General features: G+C 67.9%; 28 protein-coding genes and 1 pseudogene. 8 read left to right on the forward strand and 21 right to left on the reverse strand.

Annotation, left to right across the window (positions count from 1 at the left end; genetic code table 11):
• Positions 1-17 precede the first annotated feature (17 nt).
• A complete protein-coding gene (locus tag AQY21_RS08155) occupies positions 18-617 on the forward strand; it encodes an outer membrane lipoprotein carrier protein LolA (RefSeq protein WP_058097205.1) in 600 nt (199 codons plus the stop codon).
• Positions 618-631: 14 nt separating this feature from the next.
• On the opposite strand, the gene AQY21_RS08160 is transcribed toward AQY21_RS08155, so the two are convergent.
• The 5 genes from AQY21_RS08160 to AQY21_RS08180 all read right to left on the reverse strand — a co-directional run bounded on the left by AQY21_RS08160 (position 632) and on the right by AQY21_RS08180 (position 4193).
• Complete coding sequence (locus AQY21_RS08160) at positions 632-1210, reverse strand: hypothetical protein (RefSeq protein WP_058097206.1); 579 nt, start codon at positions 1208-1210, stop codon at positions 632-634.
• A gap of 75 nt (positions 1211-1285) precedes the next feature.
• Positions 1286-2341, reverse strand: a complete 1056-nt coding sequence (gene modC / locus AQY21_RS08165) for a molybdenum ABC transporter ATP-binding protein (RefSeq protein ID WP_058097258.1) — start codon at positions 2339-2341, stop codon at positions 1286-1288.
• A complete protein-coding gene (gene modB, locus AQY21_RS08170; protein ID WP_058097207.1) occupies positions 2341-3033 on the reverse strand; it encodes a molybdate ABC transporter permease subunit in 693 nt (230 codons plus the stop codon). The genes modC and modB overlap by 1 nt, the downstream gene beginning before the upstream one ends.
• On the reverse strand, positions 3030-3770 hold the full coding sequence (modA, locus tag AQY21_RS08175; protein ID WP_058097208.1) for a molybdate ABC transporter substrate-binding protein: 741 nt from the start codon (positions 3768-3770) through the stop codon (positions 3030-3032). The genes modB and modA overlap by 4 nt, the downstream gene beginning before the upstream one ends.
• A 66-nt stretch (positions 3771-3836) precedes the next feature.
• The gene (locus tag AQY21_RS08180; protein ID WP_058097209.1) at positions 3837-4193 is read right to left on the reverse strand and encodes a winged helix-turn-helix domain-containing protein; all 357 of its coding nucleotides are present in this window, start codon (positions 4191-4193) and stop codon (positions 3837-3839) included.
• A 104-nt stretch (positions 4194-4297) separates the two neighbouring features.
• On the opposite strand from AQY21_RS08180, the gene AQY21_RS08185 reads away from it, so the two are divergent.
• Positions 4298-5479 (forward strand): acetyl-CoA C-acyltransferase family protein, encoded by a 1182-nt coding sequence (locus tag AQY21_RS08185; RefSeq protein ID WP_058097210.1) that lies wholly within the window; start codon positions 4298-4300, stop codon positions 5477-5479.
• Positions 5480-5861: 382 nt separating this feature from the next.
• Here AQY21_RS08185 and AQY21_RS08190 read toward each other — a convergent pair whose 3' ends face one another.
• The 6 genes from AQY21_RS08190 to AQY21_RS08215 all read right to left on the reverse strand — a co-directional run bounded on the left by AQY21_RS08190 (position 5862) and on the right by AQY21_RS08215 (position 11515).
• The gene (locus AQY21_RS08190; protein WP_058097211.1) at positions 5862-6476 is read right to left on the reverse strand and encodes a VUT family protein; all 615 of its coding nucleotides are present in this window, start codon (positions 6474-6476) and stop codon (positions 5862-5864) included.
• Between the two features lie 101 nt (positions 6477-6577).
• Positions 6578-7711 carry a serine hydrolase gene (locus AQY21_RS08195; RefSeq protein WP_058097212.1) on the reverse strand — a complete coding sequence of 378 codons (1134 nt, stop codon included), beginning with the start codon at positions 7709-7711 and terminating at the stop codon, positions 6578-6580.
• Entirely contained in the window at positions 7708-8676 is a 969-nt protein-coding gene (locus AQY21_RS08200; protein ID WP_058097213.1) for an esterase-like activity of phytase family protein, read from the reverse strand. Before AQY21_RS08200 ends, AQY21_RS08195 begins: the two co-directional genes overlap by 4 nt.
• On the reverse strand, positions 8649-9521 hold the full coding sequence (gene mepA, locus AQY21_RS08205) for a penicillin-insensitive murein endopeptidase (RefSeq protein ID WP_058097214.1): 873 nt from the start codon (positions 9519-9521) through the stop codon (positions 8649-8651). The genes AQY21_RS08200 and mepA overlap by 28 nt, the downstream gene beginning before the upstream one ends.
• Entirely contained in the window at positions 9518-10876 is a 1359-nt protein-coding gene (locus tag AQY21_RS08210) for an MFS transporter (RefSeq protein ID WP_058097215.1), read from the reverse strand. Before AQY21_RS08210 ends, mepA begins: the two co-directional genes overlap by 4 nt.
• Before the next feature lie 66 nt (positions 10877-10942).
• Positions 10943-11515: an acyl-CoA thioesterase gene (locus AQY21_RS08215; protein WP_058097216.1), complete on the reverse strand. Its 573-nt coding sequence runs from the start codon at positions 11513-11515 to the stop codon at positions 10943-10945.
• Between the two features lie 143 nt (positions 11516-11658).
• On the opposite strand from AQY21_RS08215, the gene AQY21_RS08220 reads away from it, so the two are divergent.
• Positions 11659-11952, forward strand: coding sequence for a YggT family protein (locus AQY21_RS08220; RefSeq protein ID WP_058097217.1), 294 nt, complete (start codon positions 11659-11661; stop codon positions 11950-11952).
• 2 nt (positions 11953-11954) lie between these two features.
• The gene (recQ, locus tag AQY21_RS08225) at positions 11955-13988 is read left to right on the forward strand and encodes a DNA helicase RecQ (RefSeq protein ID WP_058097218.1); all 2034 of its coding nucleotides are present in this window, start codon (positions 11955-11957) and stop codon (positions 13986-13988) included.
• A gap of 64 nt (positions 13989-14052) precedes the next feature.
• Here recQ and AQY21_RS08230 read toward each other — a convergent pair whose 3' ends face one another.
• The 7 genes from AQY21_RS08230 to fliF all read right to left on the reverse strand — a co-directional run bounded on the left by AQY21_RS08230 (position 14053) and on the right by fliF (position 22636).
• Positions 14053-17148: an efflux RND transporter permease subunit gene (locus tag AQY21_RS08230; RefSeq protein WP_058097219.1), complete on the reverse strand. Its 3096-nt coding sequence runs from the start codon at positions 17146-17148 to the stop codon at positions 14053-14055.
• Positions 17145-18245 carry an efflux RND transporter periplasmic adaptor subunit gene (locus tag AQY21_RS08235; RefSeq protein ID WP_058097220.1) on the reverse strand — a complete coding sequence of 367 codons (1101 nt, stop codon included), beginning with the start codon at positions 18243-18245 and terminating at the stop codon, positions 17145-17147. The genes AQY21_RS08230 and AQY21_RS08235 overlap by 4 nt, the downstream gene beginning before the upstream one ends.
• Positions 18242-19354 (reverse strand): efflux RND transporter periplasmic adaptor subunit, encoded by a 1113-nt coding sequence (locus AQY21_RS08240; protein WP_238986721.1) that lies wholly within the window; start codon positions 19352-19354, stop codon positions 18242-18244. The genes AQY21_RS08235 and AQY21_RS08240 overlap by 4 nt, the downstream gene beginning before the upstream one ends.
• Positions 19355-19525: 171 nt before the next feature.
• Positions 19526-20254 (reverse strand): flagellar type III secretion system pore protein FliP, encoded by a 729-nt coding sequence (fliP, locus tag AQY21_RS08245; protein WP_152988164.1) that lies wholly within the window; start codon positions 20252-20254, stop codon positions 19526-19528.
• On the reverse strand, positions 20251-20508 hold the full coding sequence (locus tag AQY21_RS08250) for a FliM/FliN family flagellar motor C-terminal domain-containing protein (RefSeq protein WP_058097221.1): 258 nt from the start codon (positions 20506-20508) through the stop codon (positions 20251-20253). Before AQY21_RS08250 ends, fliP begins: the two co-directional genes overlap by 4 nt.
• A gap of 2 nt (positions 20509-20510) precedes the next feature.
• Positions 20511-21071 (reverse strand): hypothetical protein, encoded by a 561-nt coding sequence (locus tag AQY21_RS08255; RefSeq protein ID WP_058097222.1) that lies wholly within the window; start codon positions 21069-21071, stop codon positions 20511-20513.
• The gene (fliF, locus tag AQY21_RS08260) at positions 21068-22636 is read right to left on the reverse strand and encodes a flagellar basal-body MS-ring/collar protein FliF (protein WP_058097223.1); all 1569 of its coding nucleotides are present in this window, start codon (positions 22634-22636) and stop codon (positions 21068-21070) included. Before fliF ends, AQY21_RS08255 begins: the two co-directional genes overlap by 4 nt.
• A 114-nt stretch (positions 22637-22750) precedes the next feature.
• On the opposite strand from fliF, the gene fliL reads away from it, so the two are divergent.
• From fliL to AQY21_RS08280, 4 genes and pseudogenes are all read left to right on the forward strand, one after another.
• Positions 22751-23233 (forward strand): flagellar basal body-associated protein FliL, encoded by a 483-nt coding sequence (gene fliL / locus AQY21_RS08265; protein ID WP_058097224.1) that lies wholly within the window; start codon positions 22751-22753, stop codon positions 23231-23233.
• Entirely contained in the window at positions 23230-23577 is a 348-nt protein-coding gene (locus tag AQY21_RS08270; RefSeq protein ID WP_058097225.1) for a hypothetical protein, read from the forward strand. Before fliL ends, AQY21_RS08270 begins: the two co-directional genes overlap by 4 nt.
• The gene (locus AQY21_RS08275) at positions 23570-24121 is read left to right on the forward strand and encodes a MotE family protein (protein ID WP_058097226.1); all 552 of its coding nucleotides are present in this window, start codon (positions 23570-23572) and stop codon (positions 24119-24121) included. Before AQY21_RS08270 ends, AQY21_RS08275 begins: the two co-directional genes overlap by 8 nt.
• Positions 24121-24558, forward strand: a pseudogene (locus AQY21_RS08280) (motility-associated protein); the annotation flags it as partial. The gene AQY21_RS08275 and the pseudogene AQY21_RS08280, both read left to right, overlap by 1 nt.
• 73 nt (positions 24559-24631) lie before the next feature.
• On the opposite strand, the gene AQY21_RS08285 reads toward AQY21_RS08280, so the two are convergent.
• The 3 genes from AQY21_RS08285 to AQY21_RS08300 form a co-directional block, all read right to left on the reverse strand.
• Complete coding sequence (locus tag AQY21_RS08285; protein ID WP_082658038.1) at positions 24632-25639, reverse strand: tyrosine-type recombinase/integrase; 1008 nt, start codon at positions 25637-25639, stop codon at positions 24632-24634.
• A gap of 190 nt (positions 25640-25829) precedes the next feature.
• On the reverse strand, positions 25830-26102 hold the full coding sequence (locus AQY21_RS08295; protein WP_058097229.1) for a hypothetical protein: 273 nt from the start codon (positions 26100-26102) through the stop codon (positions 25830-25832).
• Complete coding sequence (locus AQY21_RS08300; RefSeq protein WP_058097230.1) at positions 26099-26350, reverse strand: hypothetical protein; 252 nt, start codon at positions 26348-26350, stop codon at positions 26099-26101. Before AQY21_RS08300 ends, AQY21_RS08295 begins: the two co-directional genes overlap by 4 nt.
• Positions 26351-26372 lie beyond the last annotated feature (22 nt).

The following is a 26372-nucleotide window of genomic DNA, read 5'->3' on the forward strand; positions in this document are numbered from 1 at the left end:
TCGGTATCATCCCGCTCATGAAACTGAAATCGCTCGCCCTCGCGCCCGTCCTGTGCCTGGCCATGGCCTTTCCCGCTTTGGCCGAGAAGATCCCGCTGAACGAGATCTCGCGCTATCTCAACAGCCTCAAGACCGCCAAGGCGGATTTCACCCAGGTGAATGCCGACGGCTCGATCTCGACCGGGGTGGTCTATATCCATCGCCCGCAGCGGGTGCGCTTCGAATACAAGGGCGACCGCACGCTGGTCATGGCCTCGGCCGGCAACGTCGCGGTGTTCGACGGCAAGACGCGCGGCGCGCCGCAGCAATATCCGCTGTCCAAGACGCCGCTGTCGCTGATCCTGGCGCCGAATATCGACCTGAGCCGGGCGCGCATGGTGACGGGCTATACCGAGAAGAAGAACACCACCGTCGTCACGGCGCAGGATCCCCAGCATCCGGAATATGGCAATATCCAGATGGTGTTCACCGCCAACCCGACCCAGTTGCGGCAATGGGTGGTGACCGACGACACCGGCAAGCGCACCACGGTGATCCTGGGCGACATGCAGACCGGGGTTTCGTTCCCGGCCTCGGCCTTCGCCATCCAGAACGAGATCGCCCGCCGCAGCCGTTAGGCGGGCGAGCGCGCTCAGCGGCAGGAGGCGAGCTGGCTGCGATAGACCTCGGACCGGGCCTGGACCTTGCCAGCCACGCTCATCAGCCAGGGCTTCGAATTATGCGAGCCCCTGGAAAAGCCCGAGCGTCCCTCGTGATAGGCCAGGTATTGCGAGGCGGCGTCCCATTTGGAAATGCCCAGCACCCGCGACGAATCGTTCATGTACCAGCCCATGAAATCGGTGGCGTCGCGGATATTGTCGCGCTGGGCGCGACGATTGCCGGTCTGCTTGCGGTAATCGTCCCAGGTGCTGTCCAGCGCCTGGCTGTAGCCATAGGCCGAGCTTTGCCGCCCGATCGGAATCAGCCCCAGCGCATATTGATGCGGTGTGCGGGCATTGCCGATGAATTTCGATTCCTGGTGGATCGTCGCCATCTGGACATGGATCGGCACGCCCCAGCGCCGCTCGGTCGCCCTCATCGCGCGCATATAGGCGGGCCGTTCCGCCGCGATGGCGCAGGCGTTGTCCAGATTGCGCGGCGCCTTGTAGTTCCCGCCCCCTCCGCAAGAGGCCACCAGCCCGACGATGGCGAGCTTGAGAAACCTGTTCATACTGCCCTCATGTTTTTTACGGGCAGGATAAGCAAAACTGGCGGGGGGGCGCAAATGACAAAGGCTCGACCTGGCCTAGCTGGGCAGGACCGAGACCGATTTCACGATGGCGTGGCAGGCGGTTCCCTGCTGCAATTCCAGCGCCTTGACCGAGCGCGGCGTGATTTGCGCAAGCATCCGCTCATGCTGCGGGCCCTGTCCCAGCGCCAGCTGCACCAGCCCGCCCTCGACCCGCGTCACCGTGACCGGCAGCACGTTCAGCGCCGAGAGGCCGCGTGGCGCCTCGCGCGCCAGGATGACCTCATGCGCCAGGATTCGCAGCCGCAGCACCTGCCCCGGCGCCGGGTCCAGATCCGGCAGCAGCATCGGCCCGCCCGCGGTCGCGACCCGGACCATGCCGTCGGCCTCGCGTCCTTCGACGCGGGCCTGGATCAAGGCCCCGGCCTCGCGTGCGCCCAACTGTGGGGCCAGTTCGGGATCGGCCAGGATCTCGGTCAGCGCGCCGGAATGGATCACCCTTCCCTGCCGCATCAGCACCACCGTGGTCGCCAGCCGCAGCACCTCGGGCACCGAATGGCTGACATACAGGATCGGCAGCCGGATCTCGTCCCGCAGCCGCTCCAGCCAGGGCATGATCTCGGCCTTGCGCGCCTCGTCCAGCGCCGCCAGCGGCTCGTCCATCACCAAGAGCGCCGGGTCGGACAGCAGCGCCCGGCCGATGGCCACGCGCTGGCGCTCGCCGCCCGACAGCGTGCCGGGGCGGCGATGCAGCAGCGGTTCCAGGGCCAGCATCCCGGTGATGCGGTCGAAATCGCGTGCCGCCCCGCGCCGCCAGCGCGACGGATAGCGCAGGTTCGCCGCCACCGTCATATGCGGAAACAGCCGCGCGTCCTGGAACACGCAGCCGATGCGCCGGGCCTGCGGCGGCAGGTTGGTGCGGCCGTCGAACAGCACCCGCCCGTCCAGGGCGATCCGGCCCTGATCGGGCCGCAACAGCCCGGCGATGGCGTTGATCGCCGTGCTTTTCCCGCAGCCCGAGGGACCGAACAGCGCCGTCACACCGCCCGGCGTCCGGAACGCGACGTCCAGTGCCAGCCCAGGAAAGCGGTGGCGAAAGACAACCTCCAGCATCAGCGCCGCCCCGCCATGCGCCGCGCCAGCCATTCCGAGACCAGCACCGCCGCCATGGCGATCACCACCGAGACCAGCACCAGCCGCAGCGCCGCCGCATCGCCCGAGGGCACCTGCAACAGCGCATAGATGGCCGAGGGCAGCGTCTGGGTCTGGCCCGGGATGTTCGAGACGAAGGTGATGGTGGCGCCGAACTCGCCCATCGCCTTGGCAAAGCCCAGCGTTGCCCCGGCCAGGATCGCCGGGACGATCAGCGGCAGCGTCACCGTCAGGAAGATCCAGGCCCGCGGCGCGCCCAGCGTCGCGGCGGCCTGCTCGAGCCGGGGGTCCACCGCCTCGAAGCCCAGCCTGATGGCGCGCACCATCAGCGGAAAGCTCATGATGCCGCAGGCCAGTGCCGCGCCGGTCCAGCGAAAGGCAAAGACGATGCCCAGCGGTTTCAGCAGGCTGCCTACCGGTCCCTGGGTGCCGAAGGTGACCAGCAGCAGATAGCCGGTGACCACCGGCGGCAGGATCAGCGGCAGATGCACGATGCCGCTGACCAGCCCATGTCCGGGAAAGCGCCGCCGCGCCAGAAGCCAGGCCACGGCGATGGCAAAGGGCAGGCTGACAAGCGTGGCGACGCTGGCCACCCTCAGGGACAAGCGCACGGCCTGCCATTCCTGAGGGCCAAGCCAGTCGGTCGGGATCATTGCGTGACGGTGAAGCCTTGCGATTCAAAGATCGACTTTGCCGGCTCCTGCGACAGGCTGTCAAGGAAAGCCGCGGCCTGCGGCGTGTCGGCGGCCTTGGTCACCGCCCCGGGATAGGTGATCGGCGCGTGGCTGTCGGCGGGGAAGGTCGCGACCACGCCCACGCCCGGCTCGGCCACCGCGTCGCTGCCATAGACGATGCCCAGCGGCGCCTCGCCGGTCGCGACCAGCTTCAGCGCGGCGCGGACGTTGTCGGCCTGCGCGACATGGCTTTCCACGTGCTCCCAGAGGCCCAGCGAGGTCAGCGCCTGTTTTCCGTATTGCCCGGCAGGCACGGAATCGACCAGCGCCATGGCCAGCTTGCCGTCGCCCAGCAGGGCCGGCAGTTCGGTCACCGGCGCCTCGGCCGGCGTGCCGGTGCCGACGAGCACCAGCGTATTGCCCAGCAGGTCCTTGCGCGTCGCCGGGTCGATATCGCCCGATTCCTGCACCGCGTCCATCCAGTCCGTCGAGGCCGAGATGAACAGGTCGGCCGGTGCGCCCTCCTGGATCTGCTTGGCGAGCTGCGAGCTGCCCGCATAGGAGATCACCACCATATCATCGTGGTTTTTCTGCCAATCGGCGGCGATCTCGTCCAGCGCGTCCTTGAGGCTGGCGGCGGCAAAAATGGTGATCTCGTCGGCTTGCGCGGCGGGCGCAAATGCGATCAGGGCGGCGGCAATGAGAGACAGGCGCATCGGGCTGGTCCATTCGTTATGGTTCAATGGACATAACCAAGCGGCGGCGTGGCTGGCAACCGTTATTTATGTTGAAACAGATCGCTGTCCGGCGCGCAGCCGCGCCAATTGCTCGGCGCCCTGGTCGCGCAGCAATTGCTCCAGCGCGCGGTAATCGGCCAGCACTTGCCGGCCCCGTTCGGTCAGCTGGGCGCCGCCGCCCTTGGCGCCGCCGCGGCTGCTGTCCACCAGGGGGGCATCGAAATGCGCATTCATCTCCTCGACCAGCGACCAGGCGCGGCGATAGCTCATCTTCATGCGCCGCCCGGCCGCCGAGATCGAGCCTTCCTCGTCAATGCCTTGCAGCAGGTCGGCCTTGCCGCGCCCCAAGGTCAGGCCGGAATCGAAATGCAGGCGGAGGCTCAGCCGGGGATCGTTCGTCATGGCCGCATCTTGCCCGGTTTCCGCTACGTTGCAAGAGGCCGGGTCTTTTCCGGTCGCTGCGCTGCGGCTACGAGTAATAAAATTCCAGCATGACCGGAGGAATCATGTCCGAGAACGAAATCGTCATCCTGTCGGGGGCTCGCACGGCCATCGGCACTATCGGCGGCAGCCTGGCGGGCGTGCCGCCGATCCAGCTGGCCGCGACGGTGACCCGCGCCGCGATCGAGCGCGCCGGCATCGGCGCCGAGCGCATCGGCAGCGTGGTCTTCGGCCATGTGCTGAACACCGAGCCGCGCGACATGTACCTGTCGCGCGTGGCGATGCTGGAGGCCGGGGTGCCGGACACCACGCCGGCGATGAACGTGAACCGGCTCTGCGGCTCGGGGGCGCAGGCCATCGTCTCGGCCACGCAGGCGCTGATGCTGGGCGATGCCGATTTCGCCGTGGCGGGCGGTGCCGAATCGATGAGCCGCGCCCCCTATGCCGTGTCGGCGGCGCGGTTCGGCGCCAAAATGGGCGACGTGCAGATGCTCGACATGATGGTCGGCGCGCTGACCTGCCCGATGGGGACCGGTCATATGGGGGTGACGGCGGAAAACGTCGCGCGCGAACATGACATCTCGCGCCAGGCCCAGGACGAATTCGCGCTGGAAAGCCAGAAACGTGCCGCTGCCGCCATCGCCGAGGGCCGCTTCAAGGAACAGATCGTCCCCATCGAGATCAAGACCCGCAAGGGCATGGTGGCCTTCGACACCGACGAGCATCCGAAAGCCACCGATCTCGAGAAACTGGCCGGACTGAAGGCCGTGTTCCAGAAGGACGGCACGGTGACGGCCGGCAATGCCTCGGGCATCAACGACGGCGCGGCGGCGCTGGTGCTGGCGCGGGCCGAGGCGGCGCGGGCGGCGGGCGCCAAGCCGCTGTTCCGCGTGCTTGGCTATGCCGTGGCGGGGGTGCGCCCCGAGGTCATGGGCATCGGCCCGATCCCTGCGGTCGAGGCGCTGCTGAAGCGCACCGGCCTGAGGGCCGGCGATTTCGATGTGATCGAATCGAACGAGGCCTTTGCCGCCCAGGCGCTGGCGGTGAACAAGGGGCTCGGCCTTGATCCTGCCAAGGTGAACCCGAACGGCGGCGCCATCGCCCTGGGTCACCCGGTCGGTGCGACCGGTGCCATCGTCACCGTCAAGGCCATGTATGAGCTGATGCGAACCGGCGGCAGCAAGGGCCTGATCACCATGTGCATCGGCGGCGGCCAGGGCATCGCGCTGGCCATCGAGCGTATCTGAGCTTGGCTCGACCCGGTCCCTGCATCGGGGGCCGGGTTTTGACGGCACCCTCCTATGGGTATTTGGACAACAGAGAAGCGACCTGGACTTCTCTGTTGTCCAAATACCCATGCACCCTTGCCACGGGCGCGGCGCTTGGGGGCCTTGGCCGGAAAATGGAACGAGCCGTTCTGCTGGAGAACGGCTCGCGAGATCCACGGAGATGGTCCGGTTAGGGTTGGTGCCCACCGTCCCAGCCAGGGTTTACGACCCTTGGGGCTGCCCTCAGGCCACGGCCCCCCTGACTGTCCCGACACCTCTCTCCAATATCACTCTCGACACTGGACCACCTCCTTTCAATAAGTTGCCGTATGGGCTCAGCCTGCCACAGAACCATGAACAGTCAATGAATTTGCGCGCGGCGCTGGATCAAATTTCCGACGACGATACGGAACGGCACGAGCGCCAGGATTGCCTGCGCAAGCTTCACCGAACAGTCGGCGACTGCCAGCGAAACCCACAGAGGCTGCACGGGGCCATGGCCCAGCAGCGGAACCAGTTCATTTGCCCAGGAAACATCGTCCGCCGGGAAGAGCGGCGTCAGCTGCGCGGCAAAGGCGATGCTGAAGAAAACGGCAGTGTCGATGATCGAACCGGCGACGCTTGCCGCCAGGGGTGGTAGCCACCAGTTGTATTTTCGCAACTGGTTGAAGACCGAGATGTCCATCAGCTGTGCCGACAGGAAGGCGGCGCCCGAGGCGACGGCGATGCGCAGCGTGGTCTTGTCCATCCCGGCGGCGACGACCGAGCAGAGCACGCCGGTCACGAAACCGGCATAGACCACCTTGCGCGCCGCGGTCGGGCCATAAACCCGGTTCATGATGTCGGTCACCAGAAAGGCGACCGGATAGGTCAGTGCCCCCCAGGTCAGCCAGGAGCCCAGCAGGTGCTGGACCAGGATATTCGAGGCCACGACGATGGTGGCCATGGCGATGACGCCGGGAAGGATACGGGGCATGTCTGGTTTTCCGTTTTGGCAAGGTCGCGGAGACTCGGCCCTTGTCCGGGGCAAGGCCGCATAAGGCTGGCTCGCGCTTCTGTCAATGGTTTTGCACGGGTCTATAGCGTGGCTGCCGCGGCGATTTCCACCGCAAAGGCGCCGTTCATCCCCTCGACCGCGGTATTGGTCAGCGCGACCAGGCTGCGACACCGGGTCGGGTCGACGATCCAGCTATGGCCGTAGATGCCGCCCCAGCTGAGGCTGCCCTGCGGCAGGCCGATGCCGGCCGCCGCGGCATCGATGACCACCGCGCCAGCCCAGGCGTGGCCCCAGCCGGGACCGCGCAGCGGGTGGCGCTGGCGGATGCGGTTGCGCTGCGCCTCGGCGCGCAGGTTCTCGCCCAGGAAAGAGCCGGCGCGCAGGGTTTCCAGCAGCGCCAGCGCCGCCTCGGCCGTGCCCGCCATGCCGCCGCCGCCCGAAGGATAGGCCAAGGGGTCGCGGATGCGCTCGGGCAGGTAGGCATAGCTCTGCTCGGGTTGCAGCGGGTTCCTGACCCGGGTCGGGCCGCGCATCCGCTGCGGCTCGGGTCGGGCATCGGCGTAATTCGCGGCCAGATCGGCGGTCTCGGGGGCGTGGAAACCGGCCTCGATGCCCAGCGGATCGGTCACCAGCCGGGCCATGGCCTCGGGCAGCGGCATGTCGGCCGCGGCCTCGATCACCGCGCCCAGCACGTCGGTCGCCACCGAATAGCGCCAGCGCGTGCCGGGCGGCCGGTCCAGCGGCACCGAGGCGATGCGGCGCAGGTTCTCGGCCAGCGAGATGCCGCTGTCGCCGATCCCGTCCGAGACCCCGGCACGGGCATAGGGGCCGTCCTCGGGCTGGTTGAAGCCGTAATCCAGCCCGGCCAGATGCGACATCAGCTGATCGACGGTGATCGCGGGGCGGCTGCCGTCAGGCAGGGCGGGGGTGAAATCCGGCAGCCAGCGCGTCACCGGATCCGCGGGCGACAGCCGGTCCGCCTGCATCAGCCGCAGCGCCGCGACGGTGGTGAAGGGCTTCGAGACCGAGGCATAGCGCAGCCAGGTCGCCTGCCGCATGGGCCGGCCGGTCTCGCGGTCGGCAAGGCCAGCGGCGCGGGCATGGACCAGCTTGCCCCCCTCGGCCAGCAGCACCACGCAGCCGACGATCCGCCGCTCGGACAGGGCGCTTTCGACCGCGCGGTCCAGCGCGGCGATGCAGGCGGCAAGGCTCATTCCGTCACCCGGTATTCCACCAGTTCCGTGCGTTGCAGCCATCCGAAATTGTCGTCTGAAATCATGGTGATGCGGATGCCCTGCCCATCATGCCAGACCGAGATCCCCTCGAGGTTGTCATATTGCAGCGGCCGCGATTCCAGCAGCACCCGTTCGTTCGAGACGCCGCTTTCCGACAGGTCGAAGCGCCGGATGCGGGCGCGGAAGCCCAGAAGGCCCTTGAAATCGCGTTCCAGCAGGTAGAAGCGCCCGTCCGGGCCGATATCGGCGCCGACCGCCAGCCAGTCGCCCGAACGCGGGATCGAGAAGGGCTGGTCCCATCTGCCGTTCCGCCAGCGCCAGACCGGAAAGGGCCGGGTCAGGGTGCCCGACCGTTCGGGCAGGGTCAGCAGCGTGCCGTCGGGCAGGATCGCCAGCGCCTCCAGCGAGGAATTGCGCTGCATCGCCTTGAATTCCGGCGGGCGGGGCAGGGGCTTGGCCGGGCTGTCGGGCGTGTCGTAGCGGGCGACGCGGGTCAGCCCCTCGAAGCTGACCCAGATCGTGCCGTCGGGGGCGATGGCCAGCCCCTCGCTGTCGCCCTGCCAGCCGGGTTTCAGCGGCTTGCCGGCGCTGTCGCGCAGCTGGGCGCGGCCCGCCAGTGCCAGCCCGCGGATGCGGCCCTGCGCATCGCGCTCGACGCTGCCCCAGCGGATGGTGGCGCGGTCCGAGAGCGCGGTGAAACGCTCGCCGTCGGCGCTGATCTCGATGCCCGAGAAGCCGCCGAAGCTGTCATCCTTCATCTGCCAGACATAGCTGGCGACGTAATCCACCCTGGGCGCGGGTTGCGGTGCCGGCTCGGCCGCGCAGGCCGAGGAGGCGGAGAGCAGCAGCAGCGCCAGCGCAAGGCCCGGCAGGCGGCGGGGCCGCCCTGCCGCGCCGCCTGCCGGGCCGCCGCGCCCTAGCGGGCGGTGGCGACGACCTGGCATTGCCGGGGCATCTCGCTCAGCCGGAAGCTGCGGGGGTGGCGATAGTTCGGGTCGGGCGGAACCGGCTTGACCCGGCTGGGATCGATGCGGTTCTTGATCCATTCCGCCGCCTCGGCGCAACCGTCGCCGGGCGGCGGCGCGTCCTGCTGCTGGCAGACCGAGCCGGCCGGGCAGGCCATTCGGACGTGGAAGTGATAGTCATGGCCCCCCAGCGGCCGGATCTTGCGCAGGTAGCTGCGGTCGCCGGTCTCGGACTGGCACATGGCCAGCTTGGCGACCGGATCGACGAAGATACGCTCGACCCGCGGGTCGCGGGCCGCGGCGCGCATGATCGCCATGTGCCCGCCGCTCCACAGGCCCGAGGGCGCGGTGCCGGCCTTGTTCACTACCGATTGCGACGAGATCTTCTCGCGCTGCGCCGCGGTCAGGCGCAGGCTTTGCGGCGGCAGCATCCAGATGTCGGCGTCGAGCCCCGACTGGTGGCTGGCATGGCCCGAGGTCATCGGCCCGCCGCGCGGCTGGCCCATGTCGCCGATATAGAGCCCCTGCCAGCCGACCTGGCGCGCGGCCTGCGACAGGCCGATCAGGAAGCTGACCAGTTCGGGATGGCCCCAGTTGCGGTTCCGCGACAGGCGCATCGCCTGCCAGGTCGGGCCGGATTCCGGCAGTTGCACGGCGCCCGAGACGCAGCCCTTGGAATAGAACCCGATCGAGACCGGGGCGCCCCCGGTCGGGCCGGGTGCGGCGCCGAAGACGCTGCGGGCCAGCGGGTCGGCTGCCGCGGGCTGGACCAGGCCAAGCCCGGTCAGCGCCAGCACGGCGGCGGTCAGGAATTTGCGGATCACTGCGCGGCCTCTCCTTTTGCTTTGACCCAAATTAGCAGAACCAGCGCCAGAAGGAACATCACGATGAGCGGAGAGATGCCGAGCCGTTGGTTTCCGGTCACATCCGTCACCGTGGCGATCAGCAAGGGCGCGAGGAAAGCCGTCGCCTTGCCCGACAGCGCGTAGAGGCCGAAGGCCTCGGTGGCCCGTTCCGGCGTGGTGTGGCGCACCATCATGGTGCGGCTGGCCGATTGCAGCGCGCCCCCCGCGCCGCCGATCAGCGCGCCGCAAAGGAAGAACAGCGCATCGGGCAGACGCGAGCCCTCGGCCAGCGGCAGGCCCAGGACCTGCTGGCGGCTCATGCCGGTGACGAGGATGCAGACGACGATCAGGACCAGCGTGCAGGCGACGATCACCGGTTTCGGCCCCCAGCGCCGGTCGGCGCGGCCGCCGATCCAGCTGATGACGGCGGCCGAGACGGCGCTGACCACGCCGAAGACCCCGGCCAGGAACACCGGCCAGCCCAGCACCGTGCCGGCATAGACCCCGCCGAAGGCGTAAAGCGCGTTCAGCGCATCGCGCGAGAACATGGACGAGGCCAGCCAGGCCGCCAGCGAATGCCGGTGCCGCAGGCTGGCGAGCAGCCGGCCCAGTTCCGCCATGGCCGCGCCCAGATGCAGCGGCCGGCGCGGCCCCGGCGTCTCGGGCACCCAAAGCGCGAAGGGGATCATGAAGGCCAGATACCACAGCGCCGTGAACGGCCCCACGGCCCGCGTGCCCTCACGCAGCGCCGGATCAAGGCCCAGCACCGGCGCGATGCCCAGCATGGTGCGGCCGGTCTGGGCGTTCTCGGCCAGAAGCAGCAGCACCGCGGCCAGCGCGATGACGCCGCCGAGATAGCCGAAGGCGAAGCCCGAGCCCGAGACGCGGCCGATCTCGTCATGCGGCGCCAGCCCGGGCAGCAGGGCATTGGTGAAGATGGTGGCGAATTCCATGCCGATCAGCCCGATGCCGAAGCTGACGATGGCCAGATGCAGGTTCGGCTGGTCCGGCATCAGGAACCACAGGCCCCAGGACCCCGCCATGTAGAAGGCCGAGAACACCCAGACCCAGACCAGCCGCCGCCCGGTATTGTCGGCGATGGCGCCCAGCACCGGGGCCAGGACCGCGATGATGATCCCGCAGATGCCCAGCCCGTAGCCCCAGAGCGACTGGGCCGCGGCGCCCGCCGCCTCGGGCGTCATGCCCTGCGCGGTATAGTGCTGGCGGGCGACCTCGGCGTAATAGACCGGGAAGATGAAGGTCATCAGCAGCGTCGCAAAGGGCTGGCTGGCCCAGTCGAAGAACCACCAGCCCCAGATGCGTTTGCGTTCCATGCCGCGTCCCTCTTGCCCCCGGGCTGTGCCCGTCCCGCAGCCCGCGCGCATAAGGCCCCAGCCGGTTCAGGCTGGCAAGTCCGGATTCCGCTCGCCCGGCAGGATCGGCGGCAGCACCGGCGGCCAGGGACGCTCGGCATCCGCGGCGATCCAGGATTGCACCCAGCCCGGCAGTTCGGGGCTGACCGGATCGCGCCCGGCCGCCTGCATCAACCGCGCCGGTGCGACGATGCCCTGGGCCGAGGTGATGGCGCCGCGCAGCAGCATGTGGTTGCAGCACTCGCCCGCCCGCCACATGCTTTGCTCCATGTAAAGAAAGCGTGCGTCCCAGCCTAGGGTGCGCGAGACCATGGTGAAGCGGTTGAAGGCCCTGATCCGGCGGCGATAGCGCACCGTGTTCCCCGCCACGGTGATGCCCCAGCCGTTCCGGCGCATGGTGTCGACGATCCCGGTGCGGACCGCCATCGGCAGCCGCCCGAGGTCGTAAAGCGTCAGGGTGCGGCCGTTGTTCAGCTCGATCCAGGGATCCAGGTCCCAGGGCCAGCAGCGATGGGTCGAGACATGCGCGTCCAGCACCCCGATCCGGGGACTGCTGCGGAACTTCAGCACCTCCTTGGCAAAGCGGAAGATGGGATACATGGGCGGCTTCTCCTGCCTTGGGCACCGGAGCGGGCTAGCGGCGGTCCGCCGGGGCGTCAATCGGAACGCTGCGGCCGTGCTTGCTGCTTGCGCAACGCGGATGCCTGCCTTACCTGTCCACGGAACAGCCGGAAGGGAATGGAATGGGCACCCTCTACGAAGCCTTGATGCTGATACTCGATGTGGTCTGGTTCGTGATGATCGCCCATATCATCATGTCATGGCTGATCAACTTCCAGGTGCTGAACCTGCGCCAGCCGCTGATCTGGCAGGTCTGGAGCGGGCTGAACCGCCTGCTGGAGCCGATCTATGCGCCGGTGCGGTCCATCCTGCCGAATACCGGCGGGCTGGATCTGGCGCCGCTGGTGGTATTCATCATCATCATCATCCTGCAACGCGCGCTCGCCAATAACGCCGGCTTCTTCTACGGCTTCTAGCCATGTCGGCGGCGCCCCTTCTGCGGCAGGTCTTCGGCTTCGACGCCTTCCGGCCGGGGCAGGAGGAGATCGTCGATGCCGTGGCTGCTGGCCGCGACGTGCTGGCGATCATGCCGACCGGCGGTGGCAAGTCGCTATGCTACCAGCTTCCGGCGCTGATGCGGGACGGGCTGACGGTGGTGATCTCGCCGCTGATCGCCCTGATGCGCGACCAGGTGCGGGCGCTGACCGAGGCGGGCGTCGCCGCCGCGGCGCTGACCAGCGGCAATTCGGACGAGGAAAACACAGAAGTTCTGCGGGCGCTGGCCGCGCGCGAGCTGCGGTTGCTCTACATGGCGCCCGAGCGGCTGGCTTCGGGCGCGACCATCCCAATGCTGCGCCGCGCGGGCGTGCAGGCGATCGCGGTGGACGAGGCGCATTGCGTCAGCCAATGGGGCCATGACTTCCGACCCGATTACCTGCGCGTGGGTGAGCTGCGCCGGGCGCTTTCCGTGCCGCTGGCCGCCTTTACCGCCACCGCCGATGCGGAAACGCGCGACGAGATCGTCAAGCGCCTGTTCGACGAGGCGCAGCCGCAGATCTTCCTGCGCGGCTTCGACCGGCCGAACATCCACCTGGCCTTCCAGCCCAAGGACGGGCCGCGCCGGCAGATCCTCGACTTCGCCGCCGCGCGCCGCGGCCAGTCGGGCATCGTCTATTGCGGTACCCGCGCCAAGACCGAGACGCTGGCCGGTGCCCTGAACGAGGCCGAGCTTGCCGCCGTCGCCTATCACGGCGGCATGGAGGCCGAGGCCCGCCGCGAGGTCGAGGCGCGGTTCCAGCGCGAGGACGGGCTGATCGTGGTCGCGACCGTCGCCTTCGGCATGGGCATCGACAAGCCCGATATCCGCTGGGTCGCCCATGCCGACCTGCCGAAATCCATCGAGGCCTATTACCAGGAGATCGGCCGCGGCGGCCGCGACGGCGCCCCGGCCGAGACGCTGACGCTTTACGGTCCCGACGACATCCGCCTGCGCCGCGGCCAGATCGACGAGGGGCTGGCCCCGCCCGAGCGCAAGGCCGCCGACCATGCCCGGCTGAACGCGCTGCTGGGCCTGGCCGAGGCGACCGCCTGCCGCCGCGTGGCGCTTTTGCGCTATTTCGGCGAAGAGGCCGCGCCCTGCGGGAATTGCGACATCTGCGACAACCCGCCCGAATGCTTCGACGCGACCGAGGCGGCGCAGAAGGTGCTGTCGGCGGTGCTGCGCACCGGCCAGACCTATGGCGCCGGCCATGTCATCGACGTGCTGACCGGCACCATGACCGACCGCATCCGGGGCCGCGGCCATGACCGGCTGCCGACCTTCGGCTGCGGGCGCGACCTGTCGAAGCCGCAATGGCAGGCGGTGATCCGGCAGATGCTGGGCCGCGACCTGATCCGCCCCGATCCCGAGCGTCACGGCGGCCTTGCCATCACCGCCGCCGCCCATCCCGTGCTGCGCGGCGAGGAACGTATCACGCTGCGCCGCGACGCCATGACCCGGGCGCGTCCCGCCGTGGTGATCCGCACTCAGGTCGATGAAGAGGATGCGCCGCTGCTTTCCGCGCTCAAGGCCAAGCGCCGCGCGCTGGCCGAGGCGGCGCGGGTGCCGGCCTATGTCATCTTTCCGGACCGCACGCTGATCGAGATGGCGCAGAGCCGCCCCCGCACGCTGGACGAGATGGCCCGCGTGAACGGCGTCGGCGCCAAGAAGCTGGAAAGCTATGGCGAGGACTTCCTGCGCGTCATCGCCGGCGAGGTGGCGCCGATGCATCCCGCGCGCCGGGCGCTGGCCGGCCGGGCCTCGGGCGATCTGTTCGACCGGCTGGCCGAGGCGCAGGCCCGGCTGCTGCGCGGCGAGGACGGCACGGAAAAGCCGCTTTCGGTCGGCAATTCCGCCCTGCGCCGCATCGCCGAGGACCGGCCGCGCGACCTGTCGCGCTATCTGGACGCGGCGCGGCTCGACCGTTTCGGCGCCGCCTTCGCCGCCGAGATCGCCGCCGATCCCGAGGGCTGAGCGCGGCCAGGGCCATAAGCGGCATCGCCAGCGGCGCGGCGGGCCGCCCTTCGTCCTTGCAGCCTTATTCCTGCGCGGCGGCGCGGGCGCGGTCCTCGGGGCTGGGCATGGGATCGCCCTCGGGCGGACGGACCGCGAAGACGGCACAGTAAAGCGCCGGGACGAAGATCAGCGTTACCAGCGTGCCGGCGATGATGCCGCCCATCATGGCGAAGGCCATCGGCCCCCAGAACACCTGGCGCGAGATCGGGATCAGCGCCAGGCTGGCCGCCGCCGCCGTCAGCAGGATCGGGCGGGCGCGGCTGTCCGATGCCTCGAACACCGCGTCCCATTTCGCATGGCCCTTGGCGATCAGGACCTGGATCTCATGCACCAGGATGACAGAGTTGCGGATCAGGATGCCGATCAGCGCCAGGATGCCGAGAATGGCCACGAAGCCCATCGGCACGCCAAAGGGCAACAGTGCTGCGACCACGCCGATCAGCCCCAGCGGTGCGGCGGCAAAGACGATGAAGGACAGCCGGAAACCCTGCATCTGCATCATCACCAGCGCCGCCATGATCAGCAGCATGATCGGCACCACCGCCGCGATCGGCTCCTGGCTTTCGGCCGATGTCTCGACCGTGCCGCCGACGACGACCTTGACCCCTGGCGGCAATCCGGCCTGGAAGCGCGCGACCTTTTCGGCCAGCGCCTCGACCAGCGTAGCGGGCTGGTCCTTGCTGGCGATGTCGGCCTTGATCGTCACCGTCGGCAAGCCGTCGCGCTGCATGATCAGCGGTTGCTCGGTGTCGTATTCCAGCTTGGCCAGCGAGGCGAGCGGGATCGGTGTGCCGGTCGGCGTCGCCAGTTGCAGGTTCTGGATCGATTCCAGCGATTCGCGATCCGCCTGCGAGCCGCGGGCGATGACGTCGATCAGGAAGATCCCGTCGCGCAGCTGGGTGATGGTGCGGCCGTTGAAGGTGCCCGACAGCGCCCCCGAGATATCCTCGTTGGTCAGGCCCAGCCGGCGGGCCTGGTCCTGGTTCACCTGCAACCGCACCACGCGGGCCGGCTCGTTCCAGTCCAGCGCGATGTCGCGCAGCCGCGGCTCGGTCGCCAGCACCGCGGCAAGGTCGCGTGCCGCGTCGCGCGCCTGGTCCAGATCGGGCGACGAGACGCGGTATTGCACCGGCTTGCCGACCGGCGGCCCGATTTCCAGGTTCTTGACATAGATGTCGGTGCCGATCAGCTCGCGCCCGGCGAATTCGACCAGCCGCGCCTTGAGCCGGTCGCGCGCCGCCAGATCGGGGGTCTGGATCACGATCTGGCCCATATAGGGGCCGGGCGTGGGCACATCCATCGACAGGATGAAGCGCGGCGCGCCGCGCCCGACATAGGTGGTCCAGAATAGCGCGTCCCGTTCCTCGGCCAGCATCGCCTCGATCCTGGCCATGTCCGTATCGGTCTTGGCGATCGAGGCATTGGCGCGCTCGGTCACGTCCACGATGATCTCGGTCCGGTCCGAGGTCGGGAAGAACTGCTGCTCGACGAAGCGCATGCCCAGCACCGAAACGGCAAAGACCGCCAGGGTGATGGCGATGGTCAGCCATTTGTGGCGCATGCCCCACAGCAGCAGGCCATGGAACTGCCGGCGCAGCCAGCTTGGCCGTTCGGATTTATGCGCCATGGTCGCAGGCAGCATGGTGACGCCCAGCAGCGGCGCGAACAGCACGGCGACGATCCAGCTGACGATCAGCGAGACGGCGATCACCACGAACAGCGAAAAGGTGAACTCGCCCGCCGCGGAACTGTTCAACCCGATGGGGATGAAGCCCGCCACCGTCACCAGCGTGCCGGTCAGCATCGGGAAGGCGATGGAGCTCCAGGCATGGCTGGCGGCGCGTTCCAGGCTGTCGCCGACCTCCAGCCGCGAGATCATCGTCTCGATGGCGATCATCGCGTCGTCGACCAGCAGCCCCAGCGCGATGATCAGCGCCCCGAGCGAGATGCGTTGCAGCGTGATTCCATAGATGTCCAGCACGACGAAGGTGATCGCCAGCACCAGGGGGATGGTCAGCGTCACCACGAAGCCGGCGCGCAGGCCCAGGCTGACGAAGCTGACCAGCAGCACGATGGCCACCGCCTCGGCCAGGGCCTGGACGAAATGGCCGACGGCCTCGTCCACCACATGCGGCTGGTCGGCGAACTTGGCCATCTCGATGCCGATGGGCAGACCGCGCGCCACCTCGGCCATCAGCGCATCGACCTCCTGGCCGAATTCCAGGATGTTGCCGCCCTCGCGCATGCCGATCTGAAGGCCGACCGCCTCCTTGCCGTTATAGCGGAACAGCGCGCTCGGCGGGTCCTCGTAGCCGCGGGTGACGGTGGCCACGTCGCCGATGTTGAAGAAACGGTCGCCGACCCGCAGGTTCACCGCGGCGATCGAGGCCGCGTCGTCGAACTGCCCGCCGACGCGCACCAGCACCTGCTCGGGCCCGGCCTGCACGATCCCCGAGGGCGAGATCGCGTTTTGCAGCGCCAGCGTCTGCACCACCTGGTTGTGGTTCAGGCCCAGCGAGGCCAGCCGTGCGGTCGAGAATTCCAGATAGATCTGTTCCTTCCGCACCCCCAGGAGCGCGGTCTTGCCCGCCATGGGCAGCGCCTGCACCTGCTTGCGGATGTCCTCGACCCGGTCGCGCAGCTCGCGCTGGGTAAAGCCGTCCGAGGTGAAGGCGTAGATGTTGCCGAACACGTCGCCGAAATCGTCGTTGAACTGGAAGCCCTGGAACTCCTGCGGAAATTCCGGGCGGATGTCCGACATCATGTTGCGCACGCGCTTCCAGACCTCGGGCACCTGCGGGCCGCGGATCGTCGGGTCCAGCTCCAGATAGACCACCGACTGGCCCGGCATGGTGACCGAGCGGGTGAATTTCAGCTCGTCCAGCTCCTCGAGCCTGGTCTCGATCCGGGTCGTGACCTGGTCCAGCGTGTCCTCGATGGTGGCGCCGGGCAGCGAGGCGCTGATCACCATGATCTTGATGGTGAAATTCGGATCCTCCTCGCGGCCGAGGCGCAGATAGCTGAGCGTGCCCGCCACCATCGAGACGATCAGCAGGAACCACACCAGCGAGCGGTGATGCAGCGCCCAGTCGGACAGGTTGAAGCCGCGATTGGTCATGGTGTCACGCTGCGTCCCACGGATTGGCCCTCGGTCAGGGAATGGATGCCGCGGATCACCACCTCCTCGCCCGGGGTCAGGCCCGAGGCGATGGTGAGGCGCCCGGCGATCGGCGGGCCCAGGGTCTCGATCCGGCGCCGGGAGACGGTGCCCTGGTCGCCGTCGCGGCTGACCACCCAGACGTATTCGGCGCCGTCGCGCTCGAGGATGGCGGCCCGGGGCAGGACCAGCCGCGCGGCGGCGGCGCCGGCGGGGCGGGCCCGCACCAGCGCCCCCAGACGCAGATCGGCATCGTCGCCAAGCGCAAGATGGATGCGCCGCGTCCGGGTTGCGGCATCCGCCACCGGCTCGATCTGCGAGACCGTCGCCGGCAGGATGCGCCCGGGGTCGTTTTCCGTCCAGACTTCGTAGGGGTCGCCCTGCCTGACGCGTGACAGCACGATGTCGGGCAGGTCGATCACCGCTTCTATGCCGTCCTGGGTGGAAAGCCGCAGCACCGGCTCTCCGGCGCTGACCACGGCGCCGGCATTGACGAAAACCGCGCTGATCACCCCGTCGAAGGGCGCGCGCATTTCGGCGAAGCCCTCGGCGTCGCGGGCGCGGACCAGTTCGGACTGCGCCTGTTGCTCGGCGGCCTGGGCCGCGGCCAGCGCGCGCTCGGCCTGCTCCAGCTGCGCGGTCGAGGCGACGTTGCGCCGGGCCAGCGCCCGGGTGCGCTCGGCCGTGGCCTGGGCGGTGCGCAATTCCACCTGCGCCGCCTCGACCGCGGCCTGGGCGGCGCGGACATCGCCTTGCAGATCGTCTGGATTGAGCGTGGCCAGCACCTCGCCTTGGCGGACGACGTCGCCGATATCGACATTGCGCGCCGTCACCCGGCCAAGGGTCTGGAAACCCAGGGAAACCTCGATCCGGGCGGCGATCACGCCGGGGATGGTGTGGCCGGCAGCCTGCGTGTCGCTGACAAGGATGCTGACCACCGGGCGGGGGGTGGCGGCGGTTTCGGCCTTCGGCTTCTGCCAGGGCAGGCTGAAGCCGGCCGCGCCGCCGGCGAGTGCGATCAGGAACAGCAGTGCGGGGATCAGGGACTTGCGCATCATTCCTGCCTCGCCGCTGGGGATGCGTTCGTGACCTGGCGGCCGGGATAGAGCATTTGCGACCCGGCCCCGACCACGGTCTGCCCGGGTTCGATCCCGGCGCCGAGGATCACCGTGCCATTGGCGAACCGCTCGATCTGGACCGGCGCCAGCGAGACGCGGTTGTCGCTGTCCACCCGCCAGACGGCCGGCTGGCCATCCACCGAGGTCAGTGCCGTCCAAGGCACGGCGATGCCGCTTCCGGCAGGGAAATGCACCGCCCCCCGCACCGCCGCGCCCAGCAGGCTGGCAGTCGGCGGGGCGTTGTCGATCTCGGCCCGCACCGTGACCGAGCCGGTGGCGGGATCGACCAAAGGTGCGATTTCCGTGACATGCGCGGTCATGTGAAGATCGGGAAAGTCGATCCCCGTCAGCGTCACCGGCGCGCCGATCGCATCGCGCAGCAGCGGCGTGTCCGGGGTCTGGAACACGGCTTCGCGCCCCGTCGCCGAAGCCAGCGAGATCACCGCCTGCGCCGCCCCGACGATTTGCCCAGGCTCGGCCCGGCGCGCGGTGACAATGGCATTGCTGGGTGCGCGGATCACCGTATCCTCCAGCGCACGCTGGGCCTGGCCCAGGGCCGAGCGCGCCTGCGCCAGTCCGCCGCTGGCAGCCGACAGGGCCTGGCTTGCCGCGTCAAGGGCAGCGCGCGTGCCGACGCCGCGGTTCAGCATCGCATCGGCGCGCTCAAGCGCCTGGCGGGCCTGGGCCTCTGCCGCCTCGGCCGAGGCGACTGCCGCCTGGGCCACGCGCAGCGCCTGCTCCTGTTGCAGCGGATCGGTCCGGGCCAGCGCCTGTCCCTGGGTGACGCGGTCGCCCTCGCGCACCAAGACTTCGGTGACGCGTCCGCCCAGGCGGAAGCCGATATCGACGCTGTCCTTGGCCTGGATGGCTCCGGTCAGGGCGGCGTCAAAGGTCAGCTCGGTGCGCTCGACCCGCACGAACTCCACCCGCAGGGGAGGCTGGGCCAGGGCCGGCAGGGCCGCGGCAAGCAGCGCGAGAATCAGCAGGGGCAGGCGCGGCACGGTTGTGCGGCGCTCTGACCCTTTGTCCGTTTCCGATCGGATGCTCAAATTCGTTGCTCCTGAAATGACCCCGAGCGACAGGGCTTGCGCAAGCCCCCGGCCCGGCCGCTACCGCCGGTGGTCTGCGACAAGCGAATGCGGCATCCCGCCGGATGTCCGAGCCGCCGCATCAGGGTGCATTCGGCGATTCTGGCCCGGAACGCCCGGCGGAACGGCCCGCTATTGATAGCTTCGCACCAGCGCGGCTGCAATCATGCCCCAGCCGTCGACGACGACAAAGAATGCCAGCTTGAAGGGTAGGGCGACCACCACCGGCGGCACCATCATCATGCCCATCGACATCAGCACCGCCGAAACCACCAGGTCGATGATGAGAAAGGGCAGCGCGACCAGAAAGCCGATTTCGAAGGCGCGCTGGATCTCGCTGAGCATGAAGGCCGGGATCAGCAGTGACAACCGGTCGGGCGGGGCCCCGGGATCGGGCGCGACATCGGCAAGGGTGGCCAGCATTTCGGGATCGGTGCGGTGCTCCATGAAGCCGCGGAAGGGCGCGATGCCGCGCTCGAAGGCCTGTTCGACGGTGATCCGACCGTCGCGCAGCGGCGCGCCGGCGACCTCCCAGGCCTCGGTCAGCACCGGGTTCATCACGAACCAGGTCAGGAACATGGCCAGGCTGACGATCAGCATGTTCGGCGGCGATTGCTGCAATCCCAGCGATTGGCGCAGGATCGACAGCACCGTCACGATGAAGGGAAAGCAGGTCACCATGATGGCGATGCCCGGCGCCAGAGACAGCGCCGTCATCACCGCCAGCAGCGTGATCGCATGCCGGCCGACGCCGCCGGTGACCGCGTCGAGGCTTGCCGTGTCGATCAGCGGCAGGTCCTGCGCCGCCCCCGTCTGGGGCAGCAGCGCCGCAAGGGCAAGGCCAAGGACGAGCCGGATCACGATGCGCTGGCCGGGCCGAGGATGCGGACGCAAAGCCGGTTGTCGGTCTCGTCGCCTGCCACAAGCTCGCCCCGGGCGATGACCTTGTCGCCGACGCAGATCTCGACGCCGTCCGACATGTCCTGGTCGAGCGTCAGGATGTCGTTCGGCCGCAGGCGCGAAAGCTCGGCGACGGTAAGTTGCGTGCCGCCCAGCCGGATGGTGATTTCCACTTGGATCTGGTCGGTTGCGATCAGGCTTGCAAGGTCGTCCATACTCAGTCCTCGGTCTCGATGTCGTCAATGATGGCCTTCAGCCCGGTGGTGACGAGCGAAGGGTCGAAGGTGATCGTGCCCTGGCCGCCGACCAGTTCGACCATGTCCCGCCCCGCCGGAAGGTTCTCGATCCGCACCTGGGGAAATCGCGCGCTGTCGAGGCAATCAGCGAGGTCCGGGTGCAGATCGCCGGGGCATCGCACGATCAATGCCCGCTCCGGTGCGTGCTCGACGATCCGCGCCACCTCCTCGGCCAGCGCGACCCGCAGCCGTTCCTTTTCCGAGCGGGGGCCGAGCAGGTCCACGATGGCATGCAGGACCGGGGTCAGCGCGCCGAGAACATCCCGGCGCAGCGCGGCCTCCCGCTCCTGGCTGGCCTGGATCTCCTGGCGAAGACCGGCCAGCGCCCGGGTCAGCGCATCGAGGCTGATCTCGCGGCCGTCCTCCAGGCCCTTCTCGTAACCGTGCCGAAAGGCTTCCTCGCGCCCGATCGCGGCGGCCATTTGCGCGGCTTCCGCGGGGCCGGAGGAAAAGGAATCGAGGCGCAGCAGGGCCGGTCTCATACAGCATCCTCACGTTTCTCGATCCAGCCCGACAAGATTTGCAGGCTTTCGTCCTTGCGCGATTTCATCAGCTCCTTGAGCCGTCCGACCGGATCACCGTCCTCTGCTCCGACGGGCCGGAAGTCGATCTCGGGGACGACATTGGCGATGGCCGGGGCCGGCGCGCCGTCGGCCCGGGCGGCTTCAAGGGCTGGTGGCGGTTCAGAGCGGTCCAGCACGGCCTGGCCCGGATGGCCTGCGGATTTCGACCTCAGCAGCGGGCGCAACAGGAACGCCGCCAGCGCCAGCGCGAAAAAGCCGACCAGGGCGATGCGGATCAGCCCGTTCAGGTCCAGCTTCGACAGGAAGCCGCCGGTACTGGCCAGGGTGCCCGCCTCGGAAAGCGAGGCGAAGGGCAGCGATTTCACCGTGATCGCATCGCCCCGCGCCTCGTCGAAGCCGACGGCCGAGGCGACGAGTTCGCGGATCGCCTGAAGCTCGGCCTCCTCGCGCGGGACCAGGGCGATTTCGCCATTGGCCTCGGTCCGGGCGACGCCGTTCACCAGCACGGCGACCGTCAGGCGGCGGGTGGCGCCGGGCTGGCGCGTCACCTCGCGCGTGACCTTGCTGACCTCGAAATTCGAGCGCTGGCGGGTCTCCGACCGCGAGGAACGGCTTTGATCGCCGGCACCGTCCTGTCCCTCGGGCAGGTTCGAGGCGGCGGTGACCGCGCCCTGCTGCGAATTGGTGCTTTGATCGGCGGTTTCCTCGCTTTCCTGCGAGATCAGCGCGCGTTCCTGCGGGTCGAAACGCTGCTCGGTCAGCAATTCGGATTCGTTGACCACGTCCAGATGCAGCTCGACGATGGCATTGCCGTGGCCGACATGCGCGGCCAGGATGCGTTCGACATTGCGCTTCATCTCGGCCTCGCGATCCTCGCCGGCGAATTCCTCGCCCGAGGAGATCACGCCGCGCTCGCTGTCGATCACCGCCACCCGGTCCGCCGACATGCCCGGAACGCCAGAGGAAACAAGGAATTTCAGTGCTTTGGCTTGGCCGCGGTTGATCGGCGTGCCGTCGGTCGTCAGGGTGACCGAGGCGGTCGCCTCGGCCTCGCGCCGATAGCCGCGGCCGCTGGGGACGGCCAGATGCACGCGCGCCGCCTTGACGTTCGGCAGGGCCAGGATGGTGCGCGCCAACTCGCCCTCCTTGGCGCGCCAATAGGCGGCATCGAACATCTGCGAGGTGGTGCCGAAACCCGACATGCCGTCGAGAATCTCATAGCCCATGCCCCCGGCCGAGGGCAGCCCCTCGCCGGCCAGTGCCATGCGCAATTCGTCCCTGCGGCTTTCTGCGACCCAGATCGAATCGCCCCGGATCTCATAGCGGATGCCGGACTTCTCGACTGCGGCCATGACGGCGCCGGATTGCTGGGGATCGAGCCCGGAATAGAGCAACGCCATGCCGGGCCGGCCCGCCATCCAGGACAGCCCGGCAATGGCGGCAAATGTGAACAGGAAGGCCGCCATCAGCGTGGCCCTCTGCCTTGCGCTTCGTTCGCGCCAGTAGTCCAGCAGCTTCTGCAAAACCGTCCCCTTCGAATCGCCGTGATCCTCGTCACGACCGTCATGGCATGGGGGCGATTAAGAATTGGTTAGCCCGCGAGTGATATCCAGACCCCGGACGGATGGAGAATCACCATGACCGATGTCGCCGACATCAACGCGGAAAGAAAACCCGGCGGGAGGATCGGCCGCATCCTGTTGCCGCTGGGCTTGGCCCTTGTCCTGGGCGGCGCGGGTTTCGCCACGACCTGGCTCGGCTTCTGGTCGCCGGTGTCGCTTTTCGCAGCGAAGGAACAGGCCGCCGAGGCCGTGGCCGCGCCGGCCGTGGCCTTCGTCGATATTCCCCAGATCGTTCTGACGCTGGCCGGGCCGGGGACGCGGACCCTGGTGATGACCGTCAAGATCGAGACCGATCAGAGCCACCGGGCCGAGGTCGAGCATCTGACCCCGCGCCTGCTGGACAGTTTCAACAGCTTTCTTGCCGATATCGACCGTGCGGCCTTCGAGAAGCGCGGAATACTGGACATCGTCCGGGACGAACTGGCGACTCGCGCCGTCTTCGTCCTGGGCAAGGAGGCCTTCACCGATGTCCTCATCACGGAGTTCAGGATCCAATGACGGTTGCGCAGCTTCTACAGGTCATTCTGATTGCCTTCACCATCGGGCTATCGGGATTCTGCTTCACGCTGGCGCGGCGGCTGCGCAAGCTGAACGATCTGGAAACCGGCCTGGGCGGCGCCATCGCCGTCATGACCAGCGAAATCAGCCGGCTGGAAAAATCTATCCTGCTGGCCAAGGCGGAGGCCACCGCCGCCACGCAGGCGCTTGCCGACGAGATCGAGCGCGCCAAGCAGGAGCGCGCCTTCTGGATGTTGCAGCAGAAATTCGCCGCGGCCGGCCCGCCGCGGCCTGCCCGTCTGCAACGCCGCCGCCGGCGCGAAGGGGCGGTGGCCGATGCGTAAGCCGATCCTGTCGCTTCTGGGCGGCGTGATGATCCTGGCCGCGGCCGGCCAGGCGGTGATGCTGATGGACGGGCTGTCGCGGCTGTCTGCACATGCCGAACCCTCCGAGCTGATGGCCGGCTGCACCGACGTTCCCGAGGCCGTGGCCCTGGCCGAGACGCTGCGCGAGCGTGCCCTGCGCATCGACCGCTACATGCAGGATATCGACCGCCGCAAGGCCGAGCTCGCCTTTGCGGAAAAGCAGCTTACCGGGCGGCTTGTCGAGCTGCGCAAGCTCAAGCGGCAGATCGCCCAGGGCAATCAAGGCCAGAGCCAGGCGCAGAACGAGGATATCGCCCGCCTGATCGCGGTTTATGACCAGATGAAGCCGGAACAGGCGGCCATGGTCCTGTCGAATCTGCCTCCCGATTTCGCCGCGCAGATCCTGGCCCGGGTCCAGCCGGAAACCGGCGCACGCATCATGGCTTCGGTCGAGCCCGGCCATGCGGCGGTCCTGACCTCATATATGGGCGCCATCAGGGCAGCCAGGAAGCAGGTAGAATAATGTTCGGCATGATCGGCATCGTCGTGACCTTCGGGATGGTCTTCGGCGGCTACATCCTGGCAGGCGGAAAGCTGGGGGTGATCCTGCATTCGCTGCCCTTCGAGCTGATGATGATCGGCGGGGCGGCGATCGGTTCGTTCCTGCTCTCGAATGAGACGGCAGTCATCAAGCAGGCGCTGGCCGGCATCGGTCGCTCGCTCAAGGGGCCGCGCTGGCACGAATCCGACGTGCAGGACGTGCTTTGCCTGCTGTTTCAACTGCTGCGGATCGCCCGCGCCAGCCCGGTCGAGCTGGAGGAGCATATCGAGAATCCCGAATCCTCGCCGATTTTCCAGGCTTACCCGCGGATACTGGCCGACGAGCATGTCGTGAACCTGATTGCCGATACGCTGCGCTCGGCGAGCCTGAACTACGATGATCCCTATCAGGTGGCAGATTTTGCATGATTTTCACGATTATTCATACGGTTAATGGATTGTGTCCCGGCCTCTGGGGTGGCGTGTCCCATTTTCACACCTCCCCCATAACCAGGCGGACGATTTGTTCACGGTCGGCGGCGCGGGTGTATCGTTCCACTTCTTTCAGCGTCAGATGCCCAGCCATCGCGGCAATCTGATGGACGGTCTTGCCGTTTTCGGCCCAGTAGACGCAGAAGGCTTTCCGCAGGCCGTGCAGTCTCGCTTTCATTCCCGCCGCCACCGCTGCATCCTCGAAACGCTGTCCAAGGCTCTGCGGTTGGTATGGCTTGCGCCACTTCGACAGGATGAACGTTGGCGAAATGTCCGGCGTCCGGGCGATGACAGCCCGCAGTTCCGGGGTGATGGGCACATAGCTGGGCACGCCGGTTTTTACCCGGTTGAAGATCAGCACGTTGCCCTTGATGTTGTGCCGGCCGATCACGGCCAGGTCGGCCCGCGCCGCGCCGGTATATAGGCCGAGGTCGAATATCAGCCGCTCAACCGTCCCAACCTCCCATCGCTTGATGAACGCCGCGATATCGTCCGCGTCCGCAGTCGGAAGCTCATTCGGCACGGGCCGGTCGATCTCTATGCCAACCAGAGGGTTGCGGGCGATGAAACCGAGGCGTTTCACATGCTCGAACACCGGCCGAAGCGCCTTGAAGTCATTGACAGCCCCATGCCCGCCCTTGGCGTAAAGCGCGTTCTCGATATCGCGTGGAGTGATGGCAGAGAGCGGGCGATTGCCCTGGGCGCGCACATAACGCTTGAGGATCGCTTGCCGGGCTTTCCGGGTGCCTTCACTGTATTCGTTCAGCCACTTCCAGTTGCCGGATGTGTAAAGATCAACGGCCCAAGCGAATGTCCCGCTCTTGGGCGTGGAAGTGTCTGGCGGGCGATGTTCCCATCGAGCATGTTCGGCGCAGTAGGCGGCGAACACGCGCGGATCGGTAGGGTGTAGGCCATGCACCCCAAGCGAGATTTCTTTGTCGCCCCGGCGATAAGTGTGGAACCAGCGCCCCCGGCGCAGTTTCGAGCGGAGATAGGGCACGGTTTTCATGCGCCCTCCGCAGAGAACGGCTTGTTGTCCCAGTTGCTAACATGCTTGCGAGCTTCGGGATATTCGAAGGTGACGCCCTCCGGCCCCACCCGCGCGATTCGAGCGCCGGGATGAAGCGAAGCAACGACCTTATGCGCCTCCTGGATCTGGCGCTCGGTTGGCATGGAAGGGGCCGAGGGGCGGGACATCGCTATCCCTCCTCGCCAGTTGCCGGCTTGTCGCGCCAGACGCCACGCTTGGCCTCACGCTGCAACGCATCCACGCCGGCATAGGCTCGCACCACGCAGGCGTTCAGGATTTCCAGCACCGTCGCCACCTCATTGGTAATGCGCTCGGCATTGTTCCCGTCCGCGTCCATGAGGGCACAATGGGCAGCCGAGAGCAGGTCCAGCATGCGATCAAGGATCGCCGGGGCTTCGTCCGCCGGATCATCCTTGCAGAGCAGATCAGCAAAATCCCTCATGCCGCCACCTCGAACCGCTGGGGCGTATCGAGGCCATGCGCGATGGCGCTGGTGATCGAGGAAAGCGCCGTGGCGATCTCGATGCTGGTTTCCTGAAATTCCACGTCATCCGCCAGCGCGTTCAGCGCATCGGCCAGCGCCTGCGCCTTCACCGCGAAGGAATGCAGGCGGCCGAGATGGGCGTACAGAGCGGGCGACATGGTGCTGCCGCTCCCCTTGACTTCGTTGATGGTTTGGCCCATTTTCATGGTCAAGATCCTTTTCTCACAG

Origin of the sequence: Paracoccus sp. MKU1 (assembly GCF_001447385.1) — a bacterium.
Taxonomy (GTDB): Bacteria; Pseudomonadota; Alphaproteobacteria; order Rhodobacterales; family Rhodobacteraceae; genus Paracoccus.

Excerpts from the sequence above, each read along its gene's own strand:
- AQY21_RS08185 (WP_058097210.1), top strand. The coding sequence starts at position 4,298 with ATGTCCGAGAACGAAATCGTCATCCTGTCGGGGGCTCGCACGGCCATC.
- AQY21_RS08275 (WP_058097226.1), top strand. The coding sequence starts at position 23,570 with ATGCGTAAGCCGATCCTGTCGCTTCTGGGCGGCGTGATGATCCTGGCC.
- AQY21_RS08195 (WP_058097212.1), bottom strand. The coding sequence starts at position 7,711 with ATGAGCCTTGCCGCCTGCATCGCCGCGCTGGACCGCGCGGTCGAAAGC.
- AQY21_RS08160 (WP_058097206.1), bottom strand. The coding sequence starts at position 1,210 with ATGAACAGGTTTCTCAAGCTCGCCATCGTCGGGCTGGTGGCCTCTTGC.
- AQY21_RS08230 (WP_058097219.1), bottom strand. The coding sequence starts at position 17,148 with ATGACCAATCGCGGCTTCAACCTGTCCGACTGGGCGCTGCATCACCGC.
- AQY21_RS08200 (WP_058097213.1), bottom strand. The coding sequence starts at position 8,676 with ATGCCAGGTCGTCGCCACCGCCCGCTAGGGCGCGGCGGCCCGGCAGGC.
- modB (WP_058097207.1), bottom strand. The coding sequence starts at position 3,033 with ATGATCCCGACCGACTGGCTTGGCCCTCAGGAATGGCAGGCCGTGCGC.
- AQY21_RS08155 (WP_058097205.1), top strand. The coding sequence starts at position 18 with ATGAAACTGAAATCGCTCGCCCTCGCGCCCGTCCTGTGCCTGGCCATG.
- recQ (WP_058097218.1), top strand. The coding sequence starts at position 11,955 with ATGTCGGCGGCGCCCCTTCTGCGGCAGGTCTTCGGCTTCGACGCCTTC.
- fliL (WP_058097224.1), top strand. The coding sequence starts at position 22,751 with ATGACCGATGTCGCCGACATCAACGCGGAAAGAAAACCCGGCGGGAGG.
- AQY21_RS08300 (WP_058097230.1), bottom strand. The coding sequence starts at position 26,350 with ATGAAAATGGGCCAAACCATCAACGAAGTCAAGGGGAGCGGCAGCACC.
- AQY21_RS08250 (WP_058097221.1), bottom strand. The coding sequence starts at position 20,508 with ATGGACGACCTTGCAAGCCTGATCGCAACCGACCAGATCCAAGTGGAA.
- AQY21_RS08215 (WP_058097216.1), bottom strand. The coding sequence starts at position 11,515 with ATGTATCCCATCTTCCGCTTTGCCAAGGAGGTGCTGAAGTTCCGCAGC.
- AQY21_RS08255 (WP_058097222.1), bottom strand. The coding sequence starts at position 21,071 with ATGAGACCGGCCCTGCTGCGCCTCGATTCCTTTTCCTCCGGCCCCGCG.
- AQY21_RS08220 (WP_058097217.1), top strand. The coding sequence starts at position 11,659 with ATGGGCACCCTCTACGAAGCCTTGATGCTGATACTCGATGTGGTCTGG.
- modA (WP_058097208.1), bottom strand. The coding sequence starts at position 3,770 with ATGCGCCTGTCTCTCATTGCCGCCGCCCTGATCGCATTTGCGCCCGCC.
- AQY21_RS08295 (WP_058097229.1), bottom strand. The coding sequence starts at position 26,102 with ATGAGGGATTTTGCTGATCTGCTCTGCAAGGATGATCCGGCGGACGAA.
- AQY21_RS08190 (WP_058097211.1), bottom strand. The coding sequence starts at position 6,476 with ATGCCCCGTATCCTTCCCGGCGTCATCGCCATGGCCACCATCGTCGTG.
- AQY21_RS08210 (WP_058097215.1), bottom strand. The coding sequence starts at position 10,876 with ATGGAACGCAAACGCATCTGGGGCTGGTGGTTCTTCGACTGGGCCAGC.
- AQY21_RS08285 (WP_082658038.1), bottom strand. The coding sequence starts at position 25,639 with ATGAAAACCGTGCCCTATCTCCGCTCGAAACTGCGCCGGGGGCGCTGG.
- modC (WP_058097258.1), bottom strand. The coding sequence starts at position 2,341 with ATGCTGGAGGTTGTCTTTCGCCACCGCTTTCCTGGGCTGGCACTGGAC.
- AQY21_RS08270 (WP_058097225.1), top strand. The coding sequence starts at position 23,230 with ATGACGGTTGCGCAGCTTCTACAGGTCATTCTGATTGCCTTCACCATC.
- AQY21_RS08180 (WP_058097209.1), bottom strand. The coding sequence starts at position 4,193 with ATGACGAACGATCCCCGGCTGAGCCTCCGCCTGCATTTCGATTCCGGC.
- AQY21_RS08235 (WP_058097220.1), bottom strand. The coding sequence starts at position 18,245 with ATGATGCGCAAGTCCCTGATCCCCGCACTGCTGTTCCTGATCGCACTC.